We start from the raw sequence: 21514 nt of genomic DNA, 5'->3' as shown, positions 1-21514 counted from the left end.
CTGATTTAGCCTACAAGGGCGCGGGTGTGGTCGTTGAGGAACATTCCACGAGGATCGAACTCGCGGCGTACTTGGATGAAAGTGTCCAGCTCCGGGTAGAGGCGTTCCAAGCGGCTCCTGGTCATGAAGTGGATTTTCCCCCAGTGCGCACGTGGCTCGAATTCCTGCAGTGCCGCATCGGCATCCCGGAAGAACTGCCAGTAGTCTGTCCCGGGCTCGGTGGTCAGAGTAATAACGGTGCTGTCGCGCCCCTGGAACTGGGACATGTAGCCTTCATCGGCTTTCACCCAGCGGACCTCCACCGGGTATTTCTGCCCGGGATGCTTAGTGCGGATCAGGTCCTGGATGACCTCCACGGCGGCCAGGCCGTCCTCGCTGCGAACGAAGTACTCGAGTTCGTGGAACTGCGTGGTGAAGCCGCCCGGATAAATGCGGTACGAGCGGTCCAGCCGGGCACCTTCAGTACGTGAGATTTCGCTCTCATCCTGGATCTGCGCAACGTTGTACCGCTTGGTGTAGCTGCGGTCCGCCATGCTCTGGCCCGGCGAACCCGGAAGGTCCAGGAGTTCGCAGGAATCGTCGTCCGGGCACCAGAGGAAGGAGTAGTGCCTGTTCGCATCGATGTCGGACTGCCACGTAGCTGCAGTCTCGGCCCACGTGGGATACGTGATCTGTTCCTGCAGGTAGTAGCTGTCCTCGACGGCCAACTCGACCTCCAGGAAGATCCCGAGGGTACCCAGGGCGACCTGGGCAGCCCGGAGTTCGCGGAGTTGCCCCTCGCCGATTTCCACGATCTCGCCGTAGCCGTTGATCAGCTTCACCCAGCGCAGCTTGGACGAGAAACTGCCCAGGTCCTTTCCGGAGCCATGCGTGCTGGTCGCCAGCGCACCGGCGATCTGCTGCTTGTCAATGTCGCCTTGGTTGCTGAGTGCCAGTCCCCGTTCCCAGAGAGCGTCCCCAAAGGCATTGATGGTGGTGCCAGCAAGGGCCCGGGCGCGACGCCGGACCTTGTCAGTCCCGGTGATCGCCGAGAGGCCGGACATGTCCATCAGGACGCCGCCTGTCTGAACCAGCGGCGAGGACGAGTGGCCTGAGCCGACCGCCCGCACAGGCAGGCCTTCCCGGATGGCGAACCGGACGGCGTCGAGCGCTTCTTGTTCGGTCCGCGGCCGGACGGTGAAGGCGGGCGTAGCGCTCTGGTTACCGCCCCAGTTGGTCCACGTGACGTCCGTCCCGAAGGGAGCGGATGGGGTTGCCGCCCGGGCCGGGGACCCGGTCCGGGGAACGTTGGTGGTGGTCATTGCTAAGCTCCGTTGCTTGTTTGAACGCTCACGCGCCGTGGTTGATCATGACGTGCTTGGTGCGGGAGTAATCATCCAGCGCGTAGAGCGAGAGGTCGCGGCCGTAGCCGGATCCCTTGAACCCGCCCCACGGTACCTCGCAGGCCAGCACGAGGTGGGCATTGACCCAGACCGTGCCGAAATCGAGCTGCTTCGGAACCCGCAGGGAGAGGCTGGAATCCTTGGTCCAGACCGAGGCGGACAGGCCGTAGGGGCTCTCGTTGGCACGGGTGATGGCCTCTTCGGTAGTGCTGAAGGTTTCCACGGTGACGACGGGGCCGAAGATCTCGTGGGTCGCGATGTGGGCCCCGGCGGGAACGCTGCTGATGACCGTGGGCTCGATGAAGTAGCCGGGGCCCTCCAGTGCGGAACCGCCGATCGCGATGTTGAGGCCCGCAGCGCGTGCCTCGGCCAGCGATTCCTTGACGCGTTCGAAGTGCGGGCGCGAGATCATGGGGCCGATTTCGACGTCGTCCCCTGCCTCGGGGGCGCCGACCACCAGGGTCCCGACCTCGCGGACCAGGTGCTGCGTGAACTCCTCTGCCACCGACTCGTGCACCAGCACGCGGCAGGCGGCGCCGCAGTCCTGGCCGGCGTTCCAGTAGCCGGCGTTGCGTACCCCGGCCGCGGCAGCCTGGAGGTCGGCGTCGGGGAAGACCACAACCGGGGCCTTGCCGCCGAGTTCCAGGTGGACGCGCTTGACGGACTTGGCCGCGGTTTCCGCGACGGCCTGTCCGCTGACGACGCTGCCGGTCAGGGCGACGAGGGCAACGCCGGGATGCTCGGACAGCCGCTGGCCGACCGTGCGGCCCTGTCCGGTCACCACGTTGAGGATGCCATCCGGAATGTGCCCGGCCACGAGTTCTGCCAGCTTCAGCGTGGACAGCGGGGTCTGCTCGGACGGCTTGATGACGATGCTGTTTCCGGCAGCCAGGATGGGGGCGATCTTCCAGGCGGCCATGAGCAGCGGGTAGTTCCAGGGCGTGATGACGCCGACGACGCCCACGGGCTCGCGGAGGATCACCGAGGTGTGGCCGGTGGCGTAGTCCCCGCCGGCCATGGACGTCAGGGTGCGGGAAGCTCCGGCCATGAACCGGAACGTGTCGATGGTGCTGGTGACGTCATCTTCGGCCACTGCACGCGGCTTGCCGGTGTTGGCGGACTCGATGACTTCGAAGGCTTCGCGGTTGGCTTCGATGATGTTGGCGATCAGGTTCAGGACATCGGCGCGTTCCTTCGGGGTGGTGGCACCCCAGCTCTTCTGGGCCGCGACGGCGGCTGCAACGGCGACGTCGACGTCGGCTGCGGTGCCGGCCTGCACGGAGGCGATGACCTGTTCAGTGGTGGGATCCACGACGTCGAGGAGCTGGTTGGAGGAACCCTGGACGAACGCTCCGTTGATGAAGTGCCCGGCGGGCGGCAGGATGCCGGCGGGCGTGCCCTCAAAGGGGCTGTGGCCTTCGCTGACGCGTCGGACCGTGAACTGCTGGGTGCTTGTGGGTGTCATGGTGTTTCGCTTTCAGATGAGGTCGGTTGCAAGTACGGGGGACTGAAAGGGGGCGGCTTCAGTGGTCTTCCGGAACACTCGTGCCGCGAAGTAGTAGAGCGGGGCAACAACCACCAGGCCGACGATCCAGGAGATGTCCACGCCGCCCATCGCGGCGGCCAGCGGGCCGGTGTAGATCGCCGTGGCGGAGAAGGGGACCTGGATCAGGGCGCCGGCCACGTAGGAGCCGATGGCGACCCAGTTGAACCGCCCGTACACCCCGCCGTCGCGCTTGAAGAAGTCTTCAACCCTGTAATCGCCGTGCCGGAGAAGGTAGTAGTCCACCAGGTTGATGGCCGTCCAGGGAACCAGCACGTACATCAGGAAGGAGAGGAAGTTCGTGTAGAAAAGGATGAAATTGTCGCGGGCGAACAGGGCGATCAGCAGCGCCAGGGCGAAGAGGACCACTGCCGCGATGCTGCGGGTCTTGGCGTGCGGCAACCAGCTGGGCCGGAATGTCTGGCCGATGGTGAGGGTGCAGAGGACGCCGCAGTAGAGGTTCATGGCGTTCGATGCCGCGACGCCCAGGCAGAAGATGCCCACGATGATCAGGGTCCATGGCTGGAGCAACGCACCCAGGCTGCCGACGATTTCGACGTTGCCGGCTTCGGCGCTCATGGTCACGGCGAGGGTTCCCACCAGTGCGCCCAGGATCATCGGGAACAGGGTTCCCAGGACGCAGCCCGAGTAGGAGGCCCAGAAGGCCGGGGCCGAGCCCGTGCCCTGGGGCATGTAGCGGGAGTAGTCCGAGACGTAGGGGGCGTACGCGAGCTGCCACAGCGCGGAGACGGAGATGGTGCCCATGAAGCCCACCCAGTTGAAGTCGCCCTGCTCCAGGAATCCGGCAGGCAAGCCGTTGACGAACAGGATCCAGACGAAGGCCAGCAGCAGTGCCAGGCCCGCCGCGACGCTCAGGATGCGGGCATAGGCGTGGATGAGGCGGTAGCCGAAAATCGTGGCGATGACGCTGACCACGCCGATGATGATGATGCCGGCGTCGACGCTGATGCCCGGGCTGACCGCTGCCATCGCTTCGCCGCCGAAGACCAGGTTCGCGGCGAAGAAGCCGATGTACATGACCACCACGATCACCACGATCAGCAGCGCCCCGAAGGAACCGAACTGGCCGCGGGTCTGGATCATCTGTGCCACGCCCAGTTGCGGGCCCTGAGCGGAATGCAGCGCCATGAAGATGCCGCCGACAACGTTTCCGATGATGATGCCCACGAGCGCGGGCACGAAGCCGAGGCCGAACACCGTGGTGGCGAGTCCGCCGGTCACGATGGTCATGATCATGATGTTGGAACCGAACCAGATGGTGAACAGGTCGCGGGCTTTTCCGTGCCGTTCGTTGGCCGGGATGGGCTGGATGGTCTTGTCCTCGAGGCGGGGAACTTCGGTGGTGGGAGGGGTGCGGGTGCTCATGATGCGTTCCAGGAGGCTGCTTGCAGTTCACGGACGGTATTCGTTTCGGCCTTGCTGCGGTTCACCATGAGCGCGAGCAGGTCGAAAACGAGAGTGGCCGCCGCGACCGTGGTGATGTCTGCGTGGTCGTAGGCCGGAGCGACCTCGACGACGTCGGCGCCCACAATGTTGATGCCGTTCAGCCCGCGGAGCAGTGCCAAAAGTTCGCGGGAGTGGAGCCCGCCCATTTCAGGGGTGCCGGTGCCCGGCGCGTAGGCCGGGTCCAGGACGTCGATGTCGATGGAGACGTAGACCGGGGTGTCGCCGAGCCGCTCCTTGACCTGCGCGATGGCTGCCGGGACGCCGATGACGTCCAGGTCCGAGCAGCGGATGATCTGGAAGCCGAATTCGTGGTCGCGGAGGAAGTCGTTGCGGTCATAGACCGGCCCGCGGATGCCGACGTGCATGGACTTGTCTTCCACCAGGAGGCCTTCCTCGAATGCCCGCCGGAAGATGGTTCCGTGGGTGACCGGCTGGTCGAAGTAGGTGTCCCACGTGTCCAGGTGCGCGTCGAAGTGCAGCAGGGCCACGGGTCCGTGGACCGTGTTCAAAGCCCGCAGCATCGGGAGGGCGATGGTGTGGTCGCCGCCGATCGCGATGAGCCTCTTGTCCTCACTGATCAGGGGCAGGGCCTGCTCTTCGATTTCGCGGACTGCCCGTGTGATGTCGTAAGGCGTGCAGGCGATGTCGCCGGCGTCCACAACCTGGGCTTCGTAGACCGGCTCGACGTCCAGTTCGGGGTGGTAGCCGGGGCGCAGGAGTCGGGAGGCCTCGCGGACTGCGGCAGGACCGAAACGGGCGCCGGGCCGGAAGGAGGTCCCGCCGTCGAACGGGACGCCGACGATCGCAATGTCGTAGTCCGGAACGCGGTCGATTTGGGGCAGCCTGGCGAAGGTGCCAAGGCCGGCATACCGGGGGACTTTGGTTGCGTCGACGGGGCCGATGGGCTTGTGCGTTGTCATGCCGGGATCCTTCAGTTGCTGTGCTGCCGAGCGGTGACGCCGGCGGCTTTCGGTGGGGAGGTGTGGGACGCTCGCCGTTGAGCGGGACTGTTGAGCGGGAAGTAAGTAATCCAATTCTTGGTGACGCGCATCACGGCGTATAGCGGTAGATTGACTACAAATGGCCGAGGCTCTTGTACATATGTCTAAGAGTCTCTCGACGGTCCGGAAACCAAAGAGCTGGGAGTGCAATTCCATGGCGATTACAGTGGCCGAGCTCGTGGCGGAACCCCAGCTGGGACTCACGCTGCTGGCCGGATCCGCAGGGAGTGGCAACCGGATCACGTGGGCCCACACATCTGACTTGCCGAGGCTGTGGGAATGGGTCACCGGCGGCGAACTGATGATGACCAACGGCCTCTCCATCCCGGCCGATGCTGCCGGGCAGGTTGCGCTCGCCGAAGCGCTGGTGGATGCGGGCGCCAGTGCGCTGGCCATCGGAGAGAAGATGCACGCGCCGGAGCTGATGCCGGAATTCCTGGCTGCTTGTGAGAAGCTGCCGCTGCCGCTGATCAACGTGCCCTATCCGCTGCCCTTCATCGCCATCGCGCGCACCGTGGCCGAGTCCTCCCTGTTGGAGGAATCACGGCGCCTGCGACAGACCGCCCGGATTTACGACCTGCTCCGCACTGCCGGAGCATCCGAAGACCACATTCAAAGCCTCCTTGTGGGCCTCGCGGCTGAGCTCGATGCAGAACTGTTCGTCGTGGACCGGCGATGCCTTCATCCATGGCATCCGGACGGCCGGCCGCTGCCGGATTTCCTGCAGGCGGAATTAGCTCAGCTGACCGGGCGAATATCCTTGGCCGGGAAGAAGTTCCAGTGGCATCGGCTTCGGGACAGGCATGTGTTGATGATGGATATCCCCACGCACACCAATGCGCTCCTGGTGGTGCTGCCCAACAGCGAACCGCACCCGGATGCCGTCGTGCTTCTGCATGCGGCAACGGTGCTGGGCCTGGAACTTTCACGAAAAGTCCTGTCCCTGGAAAGCCAGCACCGCCTGGCGGGCGAATTCCTGTCGCAAGCGGCCGACGGTCGCCTGGGAACGGCGGAACTGGAGAGCCGGCTCACGGCTTTTGATGTTCCGGCGCAGGATTTCGTGGTGGCTTCGATATCGGCCGACGACGGCGAGCGGCTGGCGGACGTCCACGTCGAACTGTGGCGCCACGGCTTTCCGGCCGCTTGCCTGCGGCGCTTCAACACACTTCATGTGGCCGTGTCCGCGGCGGTGACCGACGATATTTTGATCCACAGCGCGGGTCCCGAGGTCCGGATCGGCATCAGCTCGCCGACGTCCGCCACCGGCATCCAGCGCGCCCTGCAGGAATCGCTGTGGGCGCTCGGCTCGGCCAAGGGCAACGCCATGAATCTGGCCCGGTACGCCGAGGGTCCCTCGTGGCTGGGGCTCACGAGCTTCGAGGAAGGGACCGCGTTGGTAGAGCGGCTGCTGGGGCCGGTCTTCGCGTACGAACAGAGCCAGGAGGGGGACCTCATCGTGACTCTGCGGACCTACCTGGACACCCAAAGGTCATGGCAGAAGACAGCGGCGGCGTTGTTCGCGCACCGGCAAACCGTCATCTACCGCATCCGAAAAATCAGCGAATTGACGGGTCTTGACATGACCGAAACATCCACGTTGGCTCAGCTTTGGTTTGCGCTTCAAATCCATGAGGCCATGCATAAGTAGGCCGCTAAGCCTGCCGTGCAGCACCCTCACCGGCCGTCTCCTAGCGTGAGCTCACCGCCGGGACGCCGAGGATGCTGTCCAACAGTCCGTTGCGGAATTTTCCGTCCGGATCGTGCGCGGATGCCAGCGAGCGGAAGTCTTCTAAGCGGGGGTAGAGGGACTCCCAGTCGTGACCGCCGGGCGTGAAAAGCTTTCCCCAGTGCGGTCTGGCCCCGAACGGCCGAAGCAGGTCCTCGAGCTGCGGAAGCACGGCTTCCACTTGCGGCTGCAGCGGCTTCCAGGTGAAGTGCAGCGCAACGCTCCGCTGCCGGTAGAAGGGGCTGAGCCAGAATTCGTCCGCGGCGCCGGTCCTGATTTCGGAGACAAACAGCAGCGGCGAAAGTTTGTCCGCCAGGCTCCGCACTGCCTGGATCGCAGCAGGCGCCTGCTCCAGCGGGAGGATGAATTCGCTCTGCAGTTCCTCCCCGTTGCTGGGCGTGAACTCGTGGCGGAAGTGCGGGAGCCGGTCCAGCCATGGCCCGGGCTCATCCATCTGGACCGTGCAGTTCTCGGCCGACATCCCCGGCAACGGGTGCCGCGGGCCGGTGGCTGCTGTGGCGCCGAACAGTTCACCGAGGGGAGGCTCCGAGTCCAGCGCCTTGAGCCAGACCTGGCTGATGGAATCGCCCACGTAATCGGTGAATAGACTCACGCTGTAGGCGCTGGACACCAGCTGCGTGAAATCCGCCAGCGCCCGGTCCCACGGCAGGTTTTCCAGAACACGCTGGCGCATGCTGAAGCTCGGCCGGACGGCAAGCCGGAGGCCGGTGACGATGCCCAGAGTGCCCAGGCCCACCACGCTGCCCAGGAACTCCTCGCCGTCCGCGCGGGACAGCGATACCTGCTCGCCGGAGGGCCGGACCAGATCAATGGCCTCCACCGCTCCGGCCAGGGAGGGATTGTTCACGCCGGATCCATGGGTGCCCGTCTGGACCGCCCCGGCCACGGAAATATGGGGGAGCGACGCCAGATTGTGGATGGCCAGGCCGGCCTGCTGCAGCGTACGGCACAGGGCGCCGTAGCTCACTCCGCCGCTGACGCGGACGCTCTGCCGTTCCGCGTCCAGTTCGATCTGCTGCGGCAGTGCATCCAGCAGCACATGCACGCCGTCGGTGTCCCCGATGCGGTTGAAGGAGTGCCGCGATCCCAGGGCCTTGACCCGGCTGGAGCGCGCCACCACCTGGGCGAGCTCAGCCACAGACTCCGGGCGCAAGACGTCCGCTGATGAGTAGTTGAGGTTTCCTGCCCAGTTCTTCATGTGCTCGGCTTTCGGTGTGAAGGTACGTTTCGCTCCACCAACTGTGAGCGCTAACAATTTTCCTGTCAAGACGCTTCGGCCGCCGCCCGCCGGGGAGGGCGGTAACATCGTCAGCAGGTCATCCGGAGCGGCACTCACTGGCTGCCGGCTTTGGCTCAGAAGGCTTTGAAAGGGGAGCAGTGCGCGCAACAGTCAAGGACGTCGCGCGTCGTGCCGGCGTTTCACCCAAGACTGTCTCGAACGTCATGAACGGCATCATTCCGGTCAGCGGAGCCACCCGGACCAGGGTGGAACAGGCCATTCTCGAACTGGATTATGTCCCCAACCTCTCCGCCCGCGGGCTGCGCAACGGGAGGTCCGGTGTCATTGCGCTGGCCCTGCCCGATCTTGGCACGCCGTACTCGGCAGAAATTGCCCACCATATTGTGGAAGTGGCGCATGAGCAGGGCTGGATCGTGCAGATCGAGGAAACCGGCTCCGATCCCCAGCGCGAGCATGAACTTATGGTGCGCGCCCGCTCCAACCTGATCGACGGGCTGATCCTCAACCCTGTGGTGCTGGACGAGAGCGCCGTCCGGGTGGGCGTTGCCCTTCCGCCCGTGGTCCTGCTTGGGGAGGTTACGCAAAGCCTTGCTGACCGCGTCTTCGTGGACAGCGCCGCTGCCGCCCGCGACATGACTCTCGCCCTGGCGACGCCCGGCCGCCGGCGGATCGCCGTCCTGGGAACCACCCAAGGCAGGGGGTCGGCTGCGGCGATACAGAGAACCCAGGGCTATGAAGAGGCGCTGGAGATCCTTGGCATCGAACGGGACGATTCACTGCTGATTCCCTGCGAAAAATGGACGCCACAGACAGCTGCCGACGCGCTCACTGCCTACCTGGACTCCCACCCCCTTCCCGAGGCGCTGTTCTGCTTCACGGATTCCATGGCCATCGGCGCCCTGAGCGTGCTGTGGAAGAGGGGCCTGCGCATCCCGGAGGACATTGCGGTGGCGGGCTTTGATGACATCGCCGACGGCCGCTACGCGGTTCCGTCGCTGACCACGGTCTCCTTCGACAAGCGCGCCATTGCCAGCGAAGCCCTGCGCCTGCTCACGGAGCGGATGGGGGACAGGGGCCACGAGCAGCGCGTGGCTTCCATCGACTACTCCATCGTGGAGCGGGACAGCAGCCGCGCCTGAAACGAGAGCGGCCCACCATTTGTGTGCGCTAACAATTTTCTCTTGCCCCGTCTATTACATCGATGTAATGTGAGGCGTGCGTCACCCCCTGAAGGCATCGGCCCGGGACGGGACGCGCCGGAACCGGAGTTTTGAGCAACAAGAAGTGGCCTTTCCGCGGACCCATCCAAAGGAGTGACGGGTGAAGCAGTTTGAATTTTTCGGGAAGCAAGTGTCCCGACGGCAGTTATTGACAGGAACGGCAGCCTTAGGCAGCGTCCTGGTAGCAGGCGGCCTGACGGGCTGCGGCGGAAACGCCCAGGCTTCCAACATTCGGGACATCGGGTTCTGGCACCTGCTGTCCGGCGGTGACGGCATCAAGATGCAGGCAATGATCAACAGCGCCAACCAGGCCAACCCCGGCTTCAAGGTGCACCCCACGGTCCTGGCCTGGGGCCCGCCGTACTACACCAAACTGGCTATGGCATCGGCCGGCGGGCGGCCACCGGAAGTGGCCATCATGCATGCCAGCCGGGTTCCCGGATACGCCCCCGGCGGGCTCATTGACCCCTGGGACCTGGACCTGCTGGCCGAGCACGGCGTCACCGCGGAAAACTTTGCGCCGCGCATCTGGGAGAAGAGCCAGCAGAACGGCAAAGTCTTCTCCATCGCCCTGGATTCGCACCCGTTCGTTATGTTCTACAACACGGACATCGCCAGCAAAGCCGGCGTCCTGGGCGCCAACGGGCAACTGCAGGAAGTAACGTCCCCGCAGGAGTTCATGGCCATGGCCAGGGAAATGCAGAAGGTCACCCAGGCCCATGGTCTGTCCTTCGGTTACCTCGGCAGCGGCTCCCAGATGTGGCGGCTCTTCTACACGCTCTACAAGCAGCATGGCGCGGACATGGAACTGATCCCGGGCCAGCCGATGAAAGTGGACCGCGACGCCGCGATCGAGTCCCTGGAATTCATGGCATCGCTCTTTGATGACACCATCGCCGCCAAGGCCGGCGACATCAGCACGGGCATCGCGGAGTTCGCCCGCGGCGACTCGGGAATGCTGTTCAGCGGGGTGTGGGAACTGCCCACGCTCAAGAAAGCCGGACTTCCGGTGGACGCAGCCACCATTCCCACGCTGTACGGAACGCCGGCATCCTACGCGGACTCGCACTCGTTCGTCCTGCCGCGGCAGCTGAATGTGGATGACGCGAAGCGGCGGGACGTCTACAAGTTCGTGAGCGATGTCCTCAAAGGATCAATCTCCTGGGCGGAAGCCGGCCACATTCCGGCCTACCAGCCCGTGGTCCAGTCGCAGGCCTACCGCGACCTCACACCCCAGATCCACTACGCCAACGCCGCGGACATCATCGCCTACGATCCCGAAGCCTGGTTCAGCGGCTCGGGCTCTGACTGGCAGACCTACTTTGCGGAGAACGTCCAGAACGTGTTCCTGGGCCGCGACAAGGCGGCCGCAGGCTGGGACGCCTTCGAGCGCCGCACCAACACCCTTCTTTCCCGGCCCAACCCGGTCTAACCGCACCGAGCGACAAAGGAGTCCTTCATGAGTTCTTCACTAGCGTCCCGGCGCGGCACCGGTCAGCCGGACACCGCCCCAGGGATCCAACCCCAGCCAACGCGCCGCCCCTCCCAGAGCCGTACCAGGAGCAACCTGAGCGGCTGGGGATTCGCCGCCCCGTTCTTGGTCTTCTTCCTCGTCTTCCTGGTGTGGCCCATTCTCTACGGCTTCTATATGAGCCTGACGGGCAAGTCCCTCACCGGCGCCAATGACAGCCTGATCGGCTTCGCGAACTACGCCGAGGCCCTGGCCGATTCTGACATGTGGCGGTCCCTGGGAAACACGCTCTACTTCACCGTCATCAGCACCGTCCCCCTGGTCCTGGTGGCCCTGGTGATGGCGGCCCTGCTGAACGTGGGGCTGCCGGCCCAGTGGCTGTGGCGGCTTTCCTACTTTGCCCCGTACCTGCTGGCCTCCACCGTGGTGTCGCTGTTCTTCACCTGGATGTACAACCCGCAGCTGGGCCTGTTCAATGATTTCCTCTCCAAGCTGGGCCTCGGCAAAGTCGCCTGGCTCAACGATCCCAACGTGGCCATGTGGGCGATCGTCATCGCCACGCTGTGGTGGACCGTGGGGTTCAACTTCCTGCTGTACCTGGCCGCGATGCAGAACATCCCCGCACAGCACTACGAAGCAGCGTCCCTGGACGGCGCCGGAGCCTGGCGGCAGTTCTTCTCGATCACCCTGCCGCAGCTGACCCCCACCACGGTGATGATCGTGCTCCTCCAGATCCTCGCATCCCTGAAGATCTTCGATCAGGTGTACCAGATGACCGCCGGCGGGCCCGAAGGATCAACCCGCCCGGTGGTGCAGTACATCTTTGAAACCGGCTTCACCGGCTACCGGCTGGGGTACTCCGCAGCCATCTCCTACATTTTCTTCGGACTGATCGTGCTCATTTCGGTCATGCAGTTCGTCACCACCCGCCGCAGGAGTGCATAACCATGGCAACCCCTACCCTCACCCGTCCCACCCCACGCACCAGCACCAGCCACGAGGCCCGAAAACCGCGCAAGAAGATGACCGCCGGCAAGATCGCCGCGCTCGTTGTCGTGGCGTTCATCGCCGTGCTGTGGCTCATCCCGTTCGCCTGGGCCACGGCCACCGCTTTCAAAACCGAGACGGATGCCGCCTCTCCCAAGGTCAGCTGGATGCCGCCGTCGGGCTTTACCGCCGAAGCGTTCGTCAAGGTGTTCCAGGACGGCAACATCCCGCTCTGGACCTGGAACTCGTTCTACACCTCGGCGGCCATCACGGCGATCACGCTGGTGATCTCGGCGCTGGTGGCCTACGCCCTGTCCCGGATCGACTTCAAGGGCAAGAAGGTGCTGATGACGGTGATCATTGCCTCGATCATCATCCCGCCGCCGGTCCTCATCATCCCGCTCTTCTACCAAATGCTGGCGCTGCACCTGATCGATACCTCGTGGGCCATCATCCTGCCGCAGGTCATCCACCCGGCCATGGTGTTCGTGCTCAAGAAGTTCTTCGACCAGATTCCCCGCGAACTCGAGGAGGCGGCGGTGATGGACGGTGCCAGCCGCCTGCGGATCTTCACCCAGATCATCCTGCCGTTGTCCCGGCCCATCCTGGCCGCCGTCGCGATCTTTGTGTTCATTGGCGCCTGGAACAACTTCCTGTGGCCGTTCATTGCCACGAACGACGGCGCGCTCCTCACCCTGCCGGTGGGGCTGCAGACCATCAAGAGCGCGTACGGCATCCAGTACGCGCAGAACATGGCCTCCGCGCTCCTCGCGGCGCTGCCCCTGATCCTCGTCTTCCTGTTCTTCCAGCGCCAGATCATCAAGGGCGTCGCGACGACGGGACTCGCCGGAACCTGATCCGGCACCTTTCTTACGAATCACCAGACCTGAACCACAACCAAGGAGATACCCGCACATGTCCCGCGCACGGATCACCCTCGACCGCGACTTCACCATCGGCGAAGTCCCCCGCCGCCTGTTCGGCTCCTTCGTGGAGCACATGGGCCGCTGCGTCTACACCGGCATCTACGAGCCCGGCCACCCGGAGGCTGACGAGAACGGCTTCCGCCAGGACGTGCTCAAGCTCGTCAAGGAACTCGGTGCCACCGTCATCCGCTACCCCGGCGGCAACTTCGTCTCCGGCTACAACTGGGAAGACGGCATCGGCCCGCGGGAGAACCGTCCGCGCCGGCTGGACGGCGCCTGGCACACCGTGGAAACCAACGCGTTCGGCCTGCACGAATTCGTGGACTGGTCCCGCCAGGCCGGCACGGAAATCATGGAAGCCATCAACCTGGGCACCAGGGGAGTGGACGCAGCCCGCGAGATCGTGGAATACGCCAACCACCCCGGCGGCACCTACTGGTCCGACCTCCGCGCCAAGAACGGCCACAAGGATCCGTTCAACATCAAGCTCTGGTGCCTGGGCAACGAGATGGACGGGCCCTGGCAGATCGGCCACAAAACCGCTGAGGAATACGGCCGCCTGGCGCAGGAAGCCGCCAAGGCCATGCGCTTCGTGGACCCGGACATCGAGCTGGTGGCCTGCGGAAGCTCCAGCTCCGCCATGCCGACGTTCGGCGACTGGGAGCAGACGGTCCTGACGCACACCTACGACGAGGTGGACTACGTCTCCCTCCACGCCTACTACCAGGAAAACGAGGGCGACGTCGGCAGCTTCCTCGCCAGCGCAGTGGACACTGACTACTTCATCGAGTCCGTGATCGCCACCGCCGACGCCGTGCGTGCCAAGGGCAAACACAAAAAGCACATCAACCTGTCCTTCGACGAGTGGAACGTCTGGTACCAGCGCGGCCTGGACACCGAGGACCAGCCGCACAATGTCGCCAAGGCGGGCTGGCGCGAGCACCCCCGGGTCATCGAGGACAAGTACAACGTGACGGACGCCGTGGTGGTGGGGACCCTGCTGAACTCGCTGCTCCGCCACGGCGACCGCGTCAAGATCGCCAACCAGGCGCAGCTGGTCAACGTCATTGCCCCGATCCTTTCGGAGGAGAACGGGCCGGCCTGGAAGCAGACCATCTTCCACCCGTTCGCCCGCATGGCGGAGCTGGCCAAGGGACAGATCCTGCGCCTGTCCGTGGACTCGGACAAGTACGAAAATGCCCGCTTCGGCGGCACCGACCTCGTGGACGTCAGCGCAACGTGGAACGAGGAAACGGGGCGCGTGGCACTGTTCTTCGCGAACCGCGGCCTGGAGGAGGCGGCCGACGTCGAGGTCGCCCTGCGCGGGTTCGACGCCCGCCGGGTGGTCCGCGCCGAGGTCCTGGAAATTCCGGAAGGCGGGGACCGTTTCACTGCCAACACCCAAAACAGCCAGAACCAGGTGGGGCTCAAACCGCTGGCAGGCGCGAAGGTGGGCGGCTCCGAACTCCGGCTGACGCTGCCGGCGCTGTCCTGGGCTGTCATTGAGCTGGAGGTCGTTAAGAACTGACTCAATAGCCGCACAACTCTGAGCGGACGACGGCGGGAGGTCCCGCCGTCGTCCGCTCAACCAGGTTCCGGGACTGGGGACGCCGCTCGCGCTCAGGGGAGCGTGTACACGCGGCGGGCGTTGTGGTGTGCGACGAGTTGCACGATCTTGCGGGCGTCCGCCTCGGAACAGTCGTCGTCGTCGATCCATCCGCCCACTACCTTGGTGATTGCATTGCGCCACAGTCTCGCGCCGAGGTAGTGAAGTTCGGCCGGGCCCAACGCGTCGGAGGAGTACAGGATTTTCGTGAAGGGAGCCAGTTCGAATGAGCGGGCCACCAGATCCCGGCTCCGTGACCCGGTGAAGTTCACGGCAAGGCCCACATCGATGTAGACGTTTTCAAAGGCGTGGGCCAAATAGCCGGCTTCGCGCTCGAATGGATAGCAGTGGAGCAGCATGATTGGTGTGTCCCGGACTTCGGGGGACCGCAGAAAATCCAAGAGGTACAGGGGATTGGTTTTGTGGAGGTCCAGGTCGCGGTCACCGAATCCCACATGGAATTGCAGCGGAAGCATCATGGACACCGCCGTGTGGATCCCGTGGGCAATGAGTGTCACGTCGGTGAGCTTCGCGTTGGTGCCGGCGCGCGCGTTCTCCTGCCAGCGGCGGGCTGCTTCAACAACCGCAGCCGGTGCCGGCCGGCTGAGATCCTGGTCGAATCCGGCGCGGTAGGCGAGAACTGTTTTGACGCCCACGGCCCTGCGGGTGAGGTCTCGAAGCCGCTGACCGAACTCGTCGACGTAATCCGCCGGATTGGCGATCTCCCGGATCACCGACTCGGCGACCCGTTCCAGCCGAACGATCTCGTGGGTCCGCCCACCGGAGACGTCGGCCATGCCCGCCGTGCCGAGGTAGTCAGCGCCATCCAATCCTGTATCGATCAGCCAGTCGCTCACGCCGGCGGCGCGGGTCATGCGCCGGGTGACCTCAAGTTCTCCAAGCTCGGAGCGCCGGGTCCAGTAGTCCGCCGGTGAGGCGTGCCGTGGCAAGTCAAGAATGCCGCTGCACCAGCGCCGGATGGCGAGCCCGATTTGGGTGTTGTAGGTGTCCTCGGGACTGGCCAGTGGTTCGGTGTTTCCTTCGTTGAGTGAGTTCTGAAAGCGTGCCTCATCACCGTCAGCGTGATACGCGCCATGCACGTGGTGATCAATAAGCCTGACTTGTTCGACGAAGTCCGGGAAAGAACCGCCCGCCATTAGATCGACCAGGCAAGTCGAAAGCGTTCAGCAAGCTCGCCCGGCGAGAGGTCCGCCGAGATCCGCTGTTCGTAGCGCCGGACGGCCACCGTTGCATCGACGATGGCGTCTCCGAGAAGCCCGCGTGCAAGGCGTGACTCGTCCAGCGTGTCGATGATGGCGGTGGGGGAGCCTGAGAGTAGCCGGACGTTGGCCCGATGCCGCTCGTCTTCCGAAAGCCGTCCGGGGTCACCCGGGATCTCTCCCGGAAGCCTGCGCCCGCCGCGGATGCCGTCAAGGGCGAGCGCGAGTATGGATGCGGAGGCCAGATATACGTTTGCCGACGGGTCGACGATTTTCACCTCGACGTTGGCTCCGTGCGGATTGCTGTAGCCCTCGTTCAGAAAACGCACTGAGGCCTCCCGGTTTTCCAGGCCCCAGCATAAGTAGGCACCCGACCACGTGCCGGGTGCCAACCGGCTTCCGGACAAAATTGATCCCGTGAGGAAACCCTGGATATCGGGGAGCCCTGCGATGATTCCGCCAATGGCCGCGCCTCCCTCGGGGCGGATGCCGTGCGGTCCGCTGCCGCCGGAGAACAGCGGCAGGCCGTTCTTGTGGAGCGAAAAGTGCTGGTGGGCGCCGTTTCCGACGGTGCCGGGAAAGGGCAGCGGGGAGAACGAGGCCTGCATGCCGTGGGCCCGGGCGACGATGCCAACGATGATCTTGGCAACGACCACGGTGTCTGCTGCCTGGACCGGCGAAGCAGGGGGAAGCGAAAACTCGAACTGGTTCCTGCCGTACTCGGCATGGATCTGCTCCATCGGAATGCCGGCATGGTTCAGTGCCGACAGCAGATCATCGAGGAATTCCGATCGGTCCAGAAGGCCGGTTGCCCCGTACGGAACCCAGGGTGCGGTTTCCAGCGCTGAACCGTCTGGGGCGACGAGGAAGAATTCAAGCTCGTGGCCCACGAGTGCCTGGTATCCGGCCTCGTCGAGGCTGCCGGCGACGTCGGCCAGAAGGCTGCGGGCACAGGCCGGCGACGCGGCCCCGTCCTGTTCGAAAAGGCTGCCCGGCGCCCATGCCCGGCCAGCCTGCAGGACACGGAGTCCCCCGATATCGATCTTGAGGCGCATATCGCCAACGGGGGTGATGCTGTCCGTGAACGCTATCCCGCCGTCGATGGTGAAGACATGCCAGACGGGGGCAGCGCCCATCCCGGATTGGTGGAAGGCTTTGAGCCGGGCTAACGGAACGCTCTTGGCAAGCGTGATGCCCGAAGCATTAACCACCGTGCCGATCACGGTGCGGACGCCGGCCGCTTCGAGCTCGCGCTGAGCCTTGGCAACAGCGGATTCGTCGGCTGATGCGATTTCAGTCATGCGCCTATCATGCGGCCCCTCCCCGTCCAATGAAAGGTTCGGAAGGTCTGCCGACTTTTGGCGTCCGCCGCTGCATCCGCGGCCAGGTTCTGGCCTAGGTGCTGAGGTTCCAGTGGACCCGGATGGCCTCGGCCATGGGGCCGGCGCTGACGTCGACCCGGAAAGCAACGGGCGCGGTCCCCGTCTCCTCGATGACCGAGTCACGGTACACGCGGCCGCATGACGGACACAGCGTGTAGAGCTCCCCATCTGCCGGCCATTCCGCGAGTTCCGCGGGGACCGGGGTGTTCTCCCCGTTGTGGACGGGGACGCCTTCTGAGTTGGCCTGAATCAACCCGTCTTGGCTGACGGTGTTGCCGCACACGCAGGTGATGGTGGTGACATCATGACCGATAACATCGGCGGTTTCAGTGTCCATGATGACCTCCCGGCGCTGGAAGAGAAATGCTGATATCAGCTTATGCCTGCTGATCCGCGCGGGCGCCCCGGAATTGGATAACGTCACTCCGACGGTGGGCATGGCTGTCGGCATGGCTGTCATCGGCGCGTGACCAGGAGCGAAGGACTGTCCTGCTGCCCTCGGAAATCGAATGCGACGAGAGCTGTCCTTTCTGTTCGTGCCCTTGGTGGCCCCTGCCGTCAGCCCGTCTCGTCCTCGAATGGCCACCCTCCCGACTCACGCCACCTCGGCGCAGCTCGCCGCCTCCATCATGTTCCTGCTCAGCGCCGACAGCACCAACGTCAACGGTGCTATCCTCGCCTCCGACGGCGGCTGGTCGGCACTGTAGGGGCCCGGGCACCCGCGCGAGGAGGGCAACGCATCACCGGTTTAAGGCGTGCCCTCAGGCCCTGTCGGAATGACGATGGACGGCCTATCTTGGTCAGATACAGACCCAAGGAAAGGAACAAAGATGTTCACCTTGCAGATCAGCTATCCAGTCCGGGACTACGAGGCTTTCAAGAAAGTATTCGATAGTGATCCTGCAGGCCGCGCCGCCTCGGGCGCCAGGTCTGTCCGGCTGCTCCGGGATACGGATGACCAGAACAGCGTGGCCGTGCTCCTTGACTTCGACACGAAGGATGCTGCGACTGTCTTTCTGGAACGGCTCCGCAGCGACGTATGGGACAAGCCCGAGGTGATAGGGCAGCTGATGACGGCAGCGCCCACTGCAAGGATCCTGGAGGAAGTGGCCCGCGAGGGTGAGGGCGCGGGCTGACCGCTCAGTATCCGGGGTTGCGCCGGACGAGTTGGCCCCAACTTCAAACCCATCCGGCGGCTGGTCGGTGCTAGGAGCGCGGCACCCAAGGCAAGCCGACGACGGGCGGGAAGTTCCGCCGTCGTCCGCTGACTCCCGAACGGCCCTGTTCGGCGGGACTGCCCCGAACAGGGCCGGTCAGGATGTCGACCGCGTGTCGAACGCCGCCGCCGATTCCCGTAGAAGGCGCGCGACTGTGTCCACGGGCATGCTGGCTGCCCGCCGCCCGTCGAACCGTCGCAGGACGATGCGTCGCGTGCCCAGTCCGGGGACGTCCAGGACGTCCACCCCGTCATGGCTGACGCCGCTCAGTGCCAAGGTGGGCACGATGGCGACACCCTCGCCGGCCGCGACGAGTGCCAGTGCGGTGAGCGTCTCCTGATACTGATGTATCGTCTCCATCGGGGTGCCCGTTGACTGACGGAGCCGGCCGAGCACCGCAGCGTTGGCGGCTGTTGGGTCGACGCCGAGCCACGGAAGGGGCAGCCGGGCCAGGTCGATGTTCCCGGTGGTGAGCAGGGCACCCGCGGGAACCACCAGTTTCCAGGGCTCGTCCAGTAGGGGCTCCTCGATCATTCCGGCGGAAAGTGAACGTTGGACGGCCGTCGTCGAATCGAGCTCGACCACCACGGCGTCGAGCTGGCGCTGGCGGAGCAGCCGCATCAGGTCCGGAAAGTCATCCTCGATGATCCGGATCTGCAATTGCGGGTACTGCGTGCGCCACTCGGGCAGGCGCGGGATCACCACCGTCCGGACAAAGCTGGTGAATCCGCCCACGCGCACAACGCCAGCCACCGTGGCCCCGCCCTCAATCCGGGCGCGGGCAACGTTGAGAGCCCGTTCAATCTCCTCGCCGGCTTCCGCTACTGCCAGGCCGGCGGGTGTCAAAACTGAGCCTTTGGGCGTGCGCACCACCAAGGCATGACCGGTTTCGTCTTCCAATTTGGTGAGCTGCTGTGAGACGGCCGAGGGGCTGATTCCCAGTTCGTCAGCCGCGGCCAGCACCCCGCCCGTGCGGGCAACAGCAAGAAGCACGCGCAGCCTGCGCGGATCGATGTTCATGTTAAGTAGTTCTAAACCATGTCTTCAGCGGAATGCAATTGCCCTAAAGGTGTGCCTTGTTCATAATTGCTCTAAAAGCAGAGGCCTAGGGGAGCCATCCGGGCCTTCCAAAACACACGCATAGCCGGCCATTTACACTCCGCCCAACAAATGGCAGCCGGGCAACCCCTCTGAAAGGACATCATGGAACTGCTGTGGGAAATTGCAGGTTGGTCAGGGGCAGCTCTGATCCTGTCGGCATACCTGTCTGTCTCCATGGGTTGGTTGAAGGCCGGCAAGCGCTTCCAAGTGGCCAACCTCATCGGTGCATGTGCCTTCATCATCAATGGTGCGGTCCACGAAGCGTGGCCCTCAGTGGTCACGAACGTTGCCTGGTGCCTTATTTCCGCCATCGCGATTCTTCGCATGCGGTCAAGGCAAGAGTCGCCGGTGGCCGTAGTTGAGGCGCCGCAGGTGCAATTTCCCGGTGTCCCCGACACAACCGGCCAAATCGCTGTTGTCGAGGCAATTACTTTCGCCGTTCATGGCGACGTCGCCGCACGCGCGGCAGAGTGCCAGGCCAGCCTGCGCGACGGGCGGGCAGCGGATTCAGCGATCCACAGCAGCGCCGCGGTGAAGTGCTAGCGGCAGAGAGTCACGAGACTCAAACGGTCGACGGCGGGAGGTCCCGCCGTCGTCCGCTCTGGCCTAGGTGCTGAGGTTCCAGTGGACCCGGATGGCCTCGGCATGGGGCCGGCGGTGACGGTGTTGCCGCACACGCAGACGATTGTGGTGACATCATGACCGATCACATCGGCGGTTTCAGTGTCCATGATGGCCTCCCGGCGCTGGAAGAGACTTTGATTTCGACGCTGACGAAAGCCAGATGCGGGTAGCGCTGCAGAACCTGATCCAGAACGCGGTGGCCTACCGCCGTCCGGACGTTCCCCCGGTCATCAGCGTCAGCGGGCAGGAAGCCGGAGCCGGCGTTGTGGTGCGGGTGGAGGACAGGGACCGGCGCCGGGTGAGACCACCGTCAGCGTTTACCTGGGGGCGCCGTAACGCAGGCTGGCCGTGCTGGCACGGCACGGGCATTGGTCCCTCCCAGTTCACCCTCCAGCAACCGGGAGGTCCTCCACCGTTTTCCCGCGACCAGCAGTCTTTTTACGCCCCCTTTTGCCCGGCACCCCCAACCGGCCGGGCGGAGAATCCCCTGTATGCGTAGGAGTACTCCGTGTTCGTGAAAAGCACCATTGCCGTCCTAGCCTCCCTGGCCGGGACAGCCGCCGCCCCGGCCCCAACGGAGGCACCAAAGCCCGCGCCCGTCGTCGTCGGCCAGCCGCTCGCCCAGGCCCATGCCCACAACGACTATGAGCACAACCGCCCACTGTTCGATGCGCTCGAGCATGGATTCACCAGCGTTGAGGCAGACGTTTGGCTGGTGGACGGCGAACTTCTGGTGGCCCACGACCTCAAGGACGCCAAGCCCGGAGTAACGCTCGAGAGCCTCTACCTCGATCCCCTGGACGAGCTGGTGCGGAACCAGGGCCACAGCGTTTACCCCCACTGGGACGGCAGCCTGCAGCTCCTGATCGACATCAAGAGTGAAGGCGAGGCCACCTACGCCGCCATCGAGCAGGAACTGGCCGAGCACCGGGACATCATGAGCCGCTACAGCAACGGCACCACCAAAACCGGGCCCGTCACCGCCGTCATCAGCGGAAACCGCCCTTTGGCCACCATGCAGGCGCAGGAAAAGCGGTTCGGTTTCTATGACGGACGCTCCGCCAACCTCACCTCCGGCATGCCTGCCGGGCTGATGCCGCTGATCAGCGACAACTGGACCAAGCTCTTCACCTGGCAGGGCGTGGGCCCCATGCCCGAGGCCGAACGCACCAAGCTCCAGGCATACGTAACTGACGCCCACGCCAAGGGCTACCGGGTCCGCTTCTGGGCCACCCCTGACCAGCCCGGCGCCGCACGCGAAGCTGTCTGGAACGAACTCTTCGACGCCGGCGTGGACCACATCAACACCGACGACCTTGAGGCGCTGGAACAGTTCCTCACCGCCCGCACGCTCTAAAGCCGCCCCCACTCAGCAGTCAC

19 protein-coding genes and 1 pseudogene are annotated in these 21514 nt (G+C 64.7%); 11 read left to right on the top strand and 9 right to left on the bottom strand.

Going from position 1 to position 21514, the window contains the following annotated elements; translation table 11 throughout:
- Positions 1 to 5: 5 nt before the first annotated feature.
- From ASG77_RS03325 to speB, 4 genes are read right to left on the bottom strand one after another with little or no spacing between them, the layout of a single operon-like run.
- Positions 6 to 1301: a D-arabinono-1,4-lactone oxidase gene (locus ASG77_RS03325; protein WP_056341037.1), complete on the bottom strand. Its 1296-nt coding sequence runs from the start codon at positions 1299 to 1301 to the stop codon at positions 6 to 8.
- Positions 1302 to 1329: 28 nt separating this feature from the next.
- Positions 1330 to 2847: an aminobutyraldehyde dehydrogenase gene (locus ASG77_RS03320; RefSeq protein WP_235564263.1), complete on the bottom strand. Its 1518-nt coding sequence runs from the start codon at positions 2845 to 2847 to the stop codon at positions 1330 to 1332.
- A 12-nt stretch (positions 2848 to 2859) separates the two neighbouring features.
- Complete coding sequence (locus ASG77_RS03315) at positions 2860 to 4311, bottom strand: purine-cytosine permease family protein (RefSeq protein ID WP_056341035.1); 1452 nt, start codon at positions 4309 to 4311, stop codon at positions 2860 to 2862.
- Positions 4308 to 5312 carry an agmatinase gene (speB, locus tag ASG77_RS03310; protein ID WP_056341033.1) on the bottom strand — a complete coding sequence of 335 codons (1005 nt, stop codon included), beginning with the start codon at positions 5310 to 5312 and terminating at the stop codon, positions 4308 to 4310. Before speB ends, ASG77_RS03315 begins: the two co-directional genes overlap by 4 nt.
- A gap of 235 nt (positions 5313 to 5547) precedes the next feature.
- Here speB and ASG77_RS03305 point away from each other — a divergent pair, with 235 nt between their 5' ends.
- Complete coding sequence (locus ASG77_RS03305; RefSeq protein ID WP_056341032.1) at positions 5548 to 7041, top strand: PucR family transcriptional regulator; 1494 nt, start codon at positions 5548 to 5550, stop codon at positions 7039 to 7041.
- A 40-nt stretch (positions 7042 to 7081) separates the two neighbouring features.
- Here ASG77_RS03305 and ASG77_RS03300 read toward each other — a convergent pair whose 3' ends face one another.
- Entirely contained in the window at positions 7082 to 8338 is a 1257-nt protein-coding gene (locus ASG77_RS03300; RefSeq protein WP_056341030.1) for a D-arabinono-1,4-lactone oxidase, read from the bottom strand.
- Between the two features lie 179 nt (positions 8339 to 8517).
- Between ASG77_RS03300 and ASG77_RS03295 the strand changes: the two genes are divergently transcribed.
- The 5 genes from ASG77_RS03295 to arfA all read left to right on the top strand — a co-directional run bounded on the left by ASG77_RS03295 (position 8518) and on the right by arfA (position 14512).
- Complete coding sequence (locus ASG77_RS03295) at positions 8518 to 9519, top strand: LacI family DNA-binding transcriptional regulator (RefSeq protein WP_056341027.1); 1002 nt, start codon at positions 8518 to 8520, stop codon at positions 9517 to 9519.
- 181 nt (positions 9520 to 9700) lie between these two features.
- Entirely contained in the window at positions 9701 to 11032 is a 1332-nt protein-coding gene (locus tag ASG77_RS03290) for an extracellular solute-binding protein (protein WP_056341025.1), read from the top strand.
- Between the two features lie 27 nt (positions 11033 to 11059).
- The gene (locus tag ASG77_RS03285) at positions 11060 to 12016 is read left to right on the top strand and encodes a carbohydrate ABC transporter permease (protein WP_056341023.1); all 957 of its coding nucleotides are present in this window, start codon (positions 11060 to 11062) and stop codon (positions 12014 to 12016) included.
- A 2-nt stretch (positions 12017 to 12018) separates the two neighbouring features.
- On the top strand, positions 12019 to 12915 hold the full coding sequence (locus ASG77_RS03280) for a carbohydrate ABC transporter permease (protein WP_056341021.1): 897 nt from the start codon (positions 12019 to 12021) through the stop codon (positions 12913 to 12915).
- Positions 12916 to 12973: 58 nt separating this feature from the next.
- Positions 12974 to 14512, top strand: a complete 1539-nt coding sequence (arfA, locus tag ASG77_RS03275) for an arabinosylfuranosidase ArfA (protein ID WP_056341019.1) — start codon at positions 12974 to 12976, stop codon at positions 14510 to 14512.
- Positions 14513 to 14604: 92 nt separating this feature from the next.
- On the opposite strand, the gene ASG77_RS03270 is transcribed toward arfA, so the two are convergent.
- The 3 genes from ASG77_RS03270 to ASG77_RS03260 form a co-directional block, all read right to left on the bottom strand.
- Positions 14605 to 15747, bottom strand: coding sequence for an amidohydrolase family protein (locus ASG77_RS03270; protein WP_056341017.1), 1143 nt, complete (start codon positions 15745 to 15747; stop codon positions 14605 to 14607).
- Complete coding sequence (locus tag ASG77_RS03265) at positions 15747 to 17111, bottom strand: glutamine synthetase family protein (RefSeq protein WP_056341014.1); 1365 nt, start codon at positions 17109 to 17111, stop codon at positions 15747 to 15749. The genes ASG77_RS03270 and ASG77_RS03265 overlap by 1 nt, the downstream gene beginning before the upstream one ends.
- Positions 17112 to 17205: 94 nt before the next feature.
- Complete coding sequence (locus tag ASG77_RS03260; RefSeq protein ID WP_056341620.1) at positions 17206 to 17529, bottom strand: hypothetical protein; 324 nt, start codon at positions 17527 to 17529, stop codon at positions 17206 to 17208.
- Between ASG77_RS03260 and ASG77_RS22390 the strand changes: the two genes are divergently transcribed.
- From ASG77_RS22390 to ASG77_RS03255, 3 genes and pseudogenes are all read left to right on the top strand, one after another.
- Positions 17522 to 17662 carry a hypothetical protein gene (locus tag ASG77_RS22390; protein WP_235564261.1) on the top strand — a complete coding sequence of 47 codons (141 nt, stop codon included), beginning with the start codon at positions 17522 to 17524 and terminating at the stop codon, positions 17660 to 17662. The genes ASG77_RS03260 and ASG77_RS22390 overlap by 8 nt on opposite strands.
- A 120-nt stretch (positions 17663 to 17782) precedes the next feature.
- Positions 17783 to 17899, top strand: a pseudogene (locus ASG77_RS21040) (short-chain dehydrogenase); the annotation flags it as partial.
- Positions 17900 to 18022: 123 nt separating this feature from the next.
- A complete protein-coding gene (locus ASG77_RS03255) occupies positions 18023 to 18328 on the top strand; it encodes a hypothetical protein (protein WP_056341012.1) in 306 nt (101 codons plus the stop codon).
- Positions 18329 to 18505: 177 nt separating this feature from the next.
- Here the strand turns inward: ASG77_RS03255 and ASG77_RS03250 are convergent, their stop codons facing one another.
- Complete coding sequence (locus ASG77_RS03250; RefSeq protein ID WP_056341010.1) at positions 18506 to 19429, bottom strand: LysR family transcriptional regulator; 924 nt, start codon at positions 19427 to 19429, stop codon at positions 18506 to 18508.
- A gap of 183 nt (positions 19430 to 19612) precedes the next feature.
- On the opposite strand from ASG77_RS03250, the gene ASG77_RS03245 reads away from it, so the two are divergent.
- Together ASG77_RS03245 and ASG77_RS03235 are read left to right on the top strand one after the other, a co-directional pair.
- Positions 19613 to 20053: a CBU_0592 family membrane protein gene (locus tag ASG77_RS03245; protein WP_056341008.1), complete on the top strand. Its 441-nt coding sequence runs from the start codon at positions 19613 to 19615 to the stop codon at positions 20051 to 20053.
- A 589-nt stretch (positions 20054 to 20642) separates the two neighbouring features.
- Complete coding sequence (locus ASG77_RS03235; protein WP_056341004.1) at positions 20643 to 21491, top strand: phosphatidylinositol-specific phospholipase C/glycerophosphodiester phosphodiesterase family protein; 849 nt, start codon at positions 20643 to 20645, stop codon at positions 21489 to 21491.
- The last annotated feature ends 23 nt before the right edge of the window (positions 21492 to 21514 follow it).

Source organism: Arthrobacter sp. Soil762 (genome assembly GCF_001428335.1).
Lineage (GTDB): Bacteria > Actinomycetota > Actinomycetes > Actinomycetales > Micrococcaceae > Arthrobacter.
The sequence above is the reverse complement of the archived record's forward strand: the minus strand, read 5'-3'. Positions and strand labels throughout refer to the sequence as shown.

Excerpts from the sequence above, each read along its gene's own strand:
- ASG77_RS03255 (WP_056341012.1), top strand. The coding sequence starts at position 18,023 with ATGTTCACCTTGCAGATCAGCTATCCAGTCCGGGACTACGAGGCTTTC.
- ASG77_RS03305 (WP_056341032.1), top strand. The coding sequence starts at position 5,548 with ATGGCGATTACAGTGGCCGAGCTCGTGGCGGAACCCCAGCTGGGACTC.
- ASG77_RS03320 (WP_235564263.1), bottom strand. The coding sequence starts at position 2,847 with ATGACACCCACAAGCACCCAGCAGTTCACGGTCCGACGCGTCAGCGAA.
- ASG77_RS03270 (WP_056341017.1), bottom strand. The coding sequence starts at position 15,747 with ATGGCGGGCGGTTCTTTCCCGGACTTCGTCGAACAAGTCAGGCTTATT.
- ASG77_RS03265 (WP_056341014.1), bottom strand. The coding sequence starts at position 17,111 with ATGACTGAAATCGCATCAGCCGACGAATCCGCTGTTGCCAAGGCTCAG.
- speB (WP_056341033.1), bottom strand. The coding sequence starts at position 5,312 with ATGACAACGCACAAGCCCATCGGCCCCGTCGACGCAACCAAAGTCCCC.
- arfA (WP_056341019.1), top strand. The coding sequence starts at position 12,974 with ATGTCCCGCGCACGGATCACCCTCGACCGCGACTTCACCATCGGCGAA.
- ASG77_RS03285 (WP_056341023.1), top strand. The coding sequence starts at position 11,060 with ATGAGTTCTTCACTAGCGTCCCGGCGCGGCACCGGTCAGCCGGACACC.
- ASG77_RS03260 (WP_056341620.1), bottom strand. The coding sequence starts at position 17,529 with ATGGACACTGAAACCGCCGATGTTATCGGTCATGATGTCACCACCATC.
- ASG77_RS03245 (WP_056341008.1), top strand. The coding sequence starts at position 19,613 with ATGGAACTGCTGTGGGAAATTGCAGGTTGGTCAGGGGCAGCTCTGATC.
- ASG77_RS03315 (WP_056341035.1), bottom strand. The coding sequence starts at position 4,311 with ATGAGCACCCGCACCCCTCCCACCACCGAAGTTCCCCGCCTCGAGGAC.
- ASG77_RS03280 (WP_056341021.1), top strand. The coding sequence starts at position 12,019 with ATGGCAACCCCTACCCTCACCCGTCCCACCCCACGCACCAGCACCAGC.
- ASG77_RS03325 (WP_056341037.1), bottom strand. The coding sequence starts at position 1,301 with ATGACCACCACCAACGTTCCCCGGACCGGGTCCCCGGCCCGGGCGGCA.
- ASG77_RS03300 (WP_056341030.1), bottom strand. The coding sequence starts at position 8,338 with ATGAAGAACTGGGCAGGAAACCTCAACTACTCATCAGCGGACGTCTTG.
- ASG77_RS03250 (WP_056341010.1), bottom strand. The coding sequence starts at position 19,429 with ATGAACATCGATCCGCGCAGGCTGCGCGTGCTTCTTGCTGTTGCCCGC.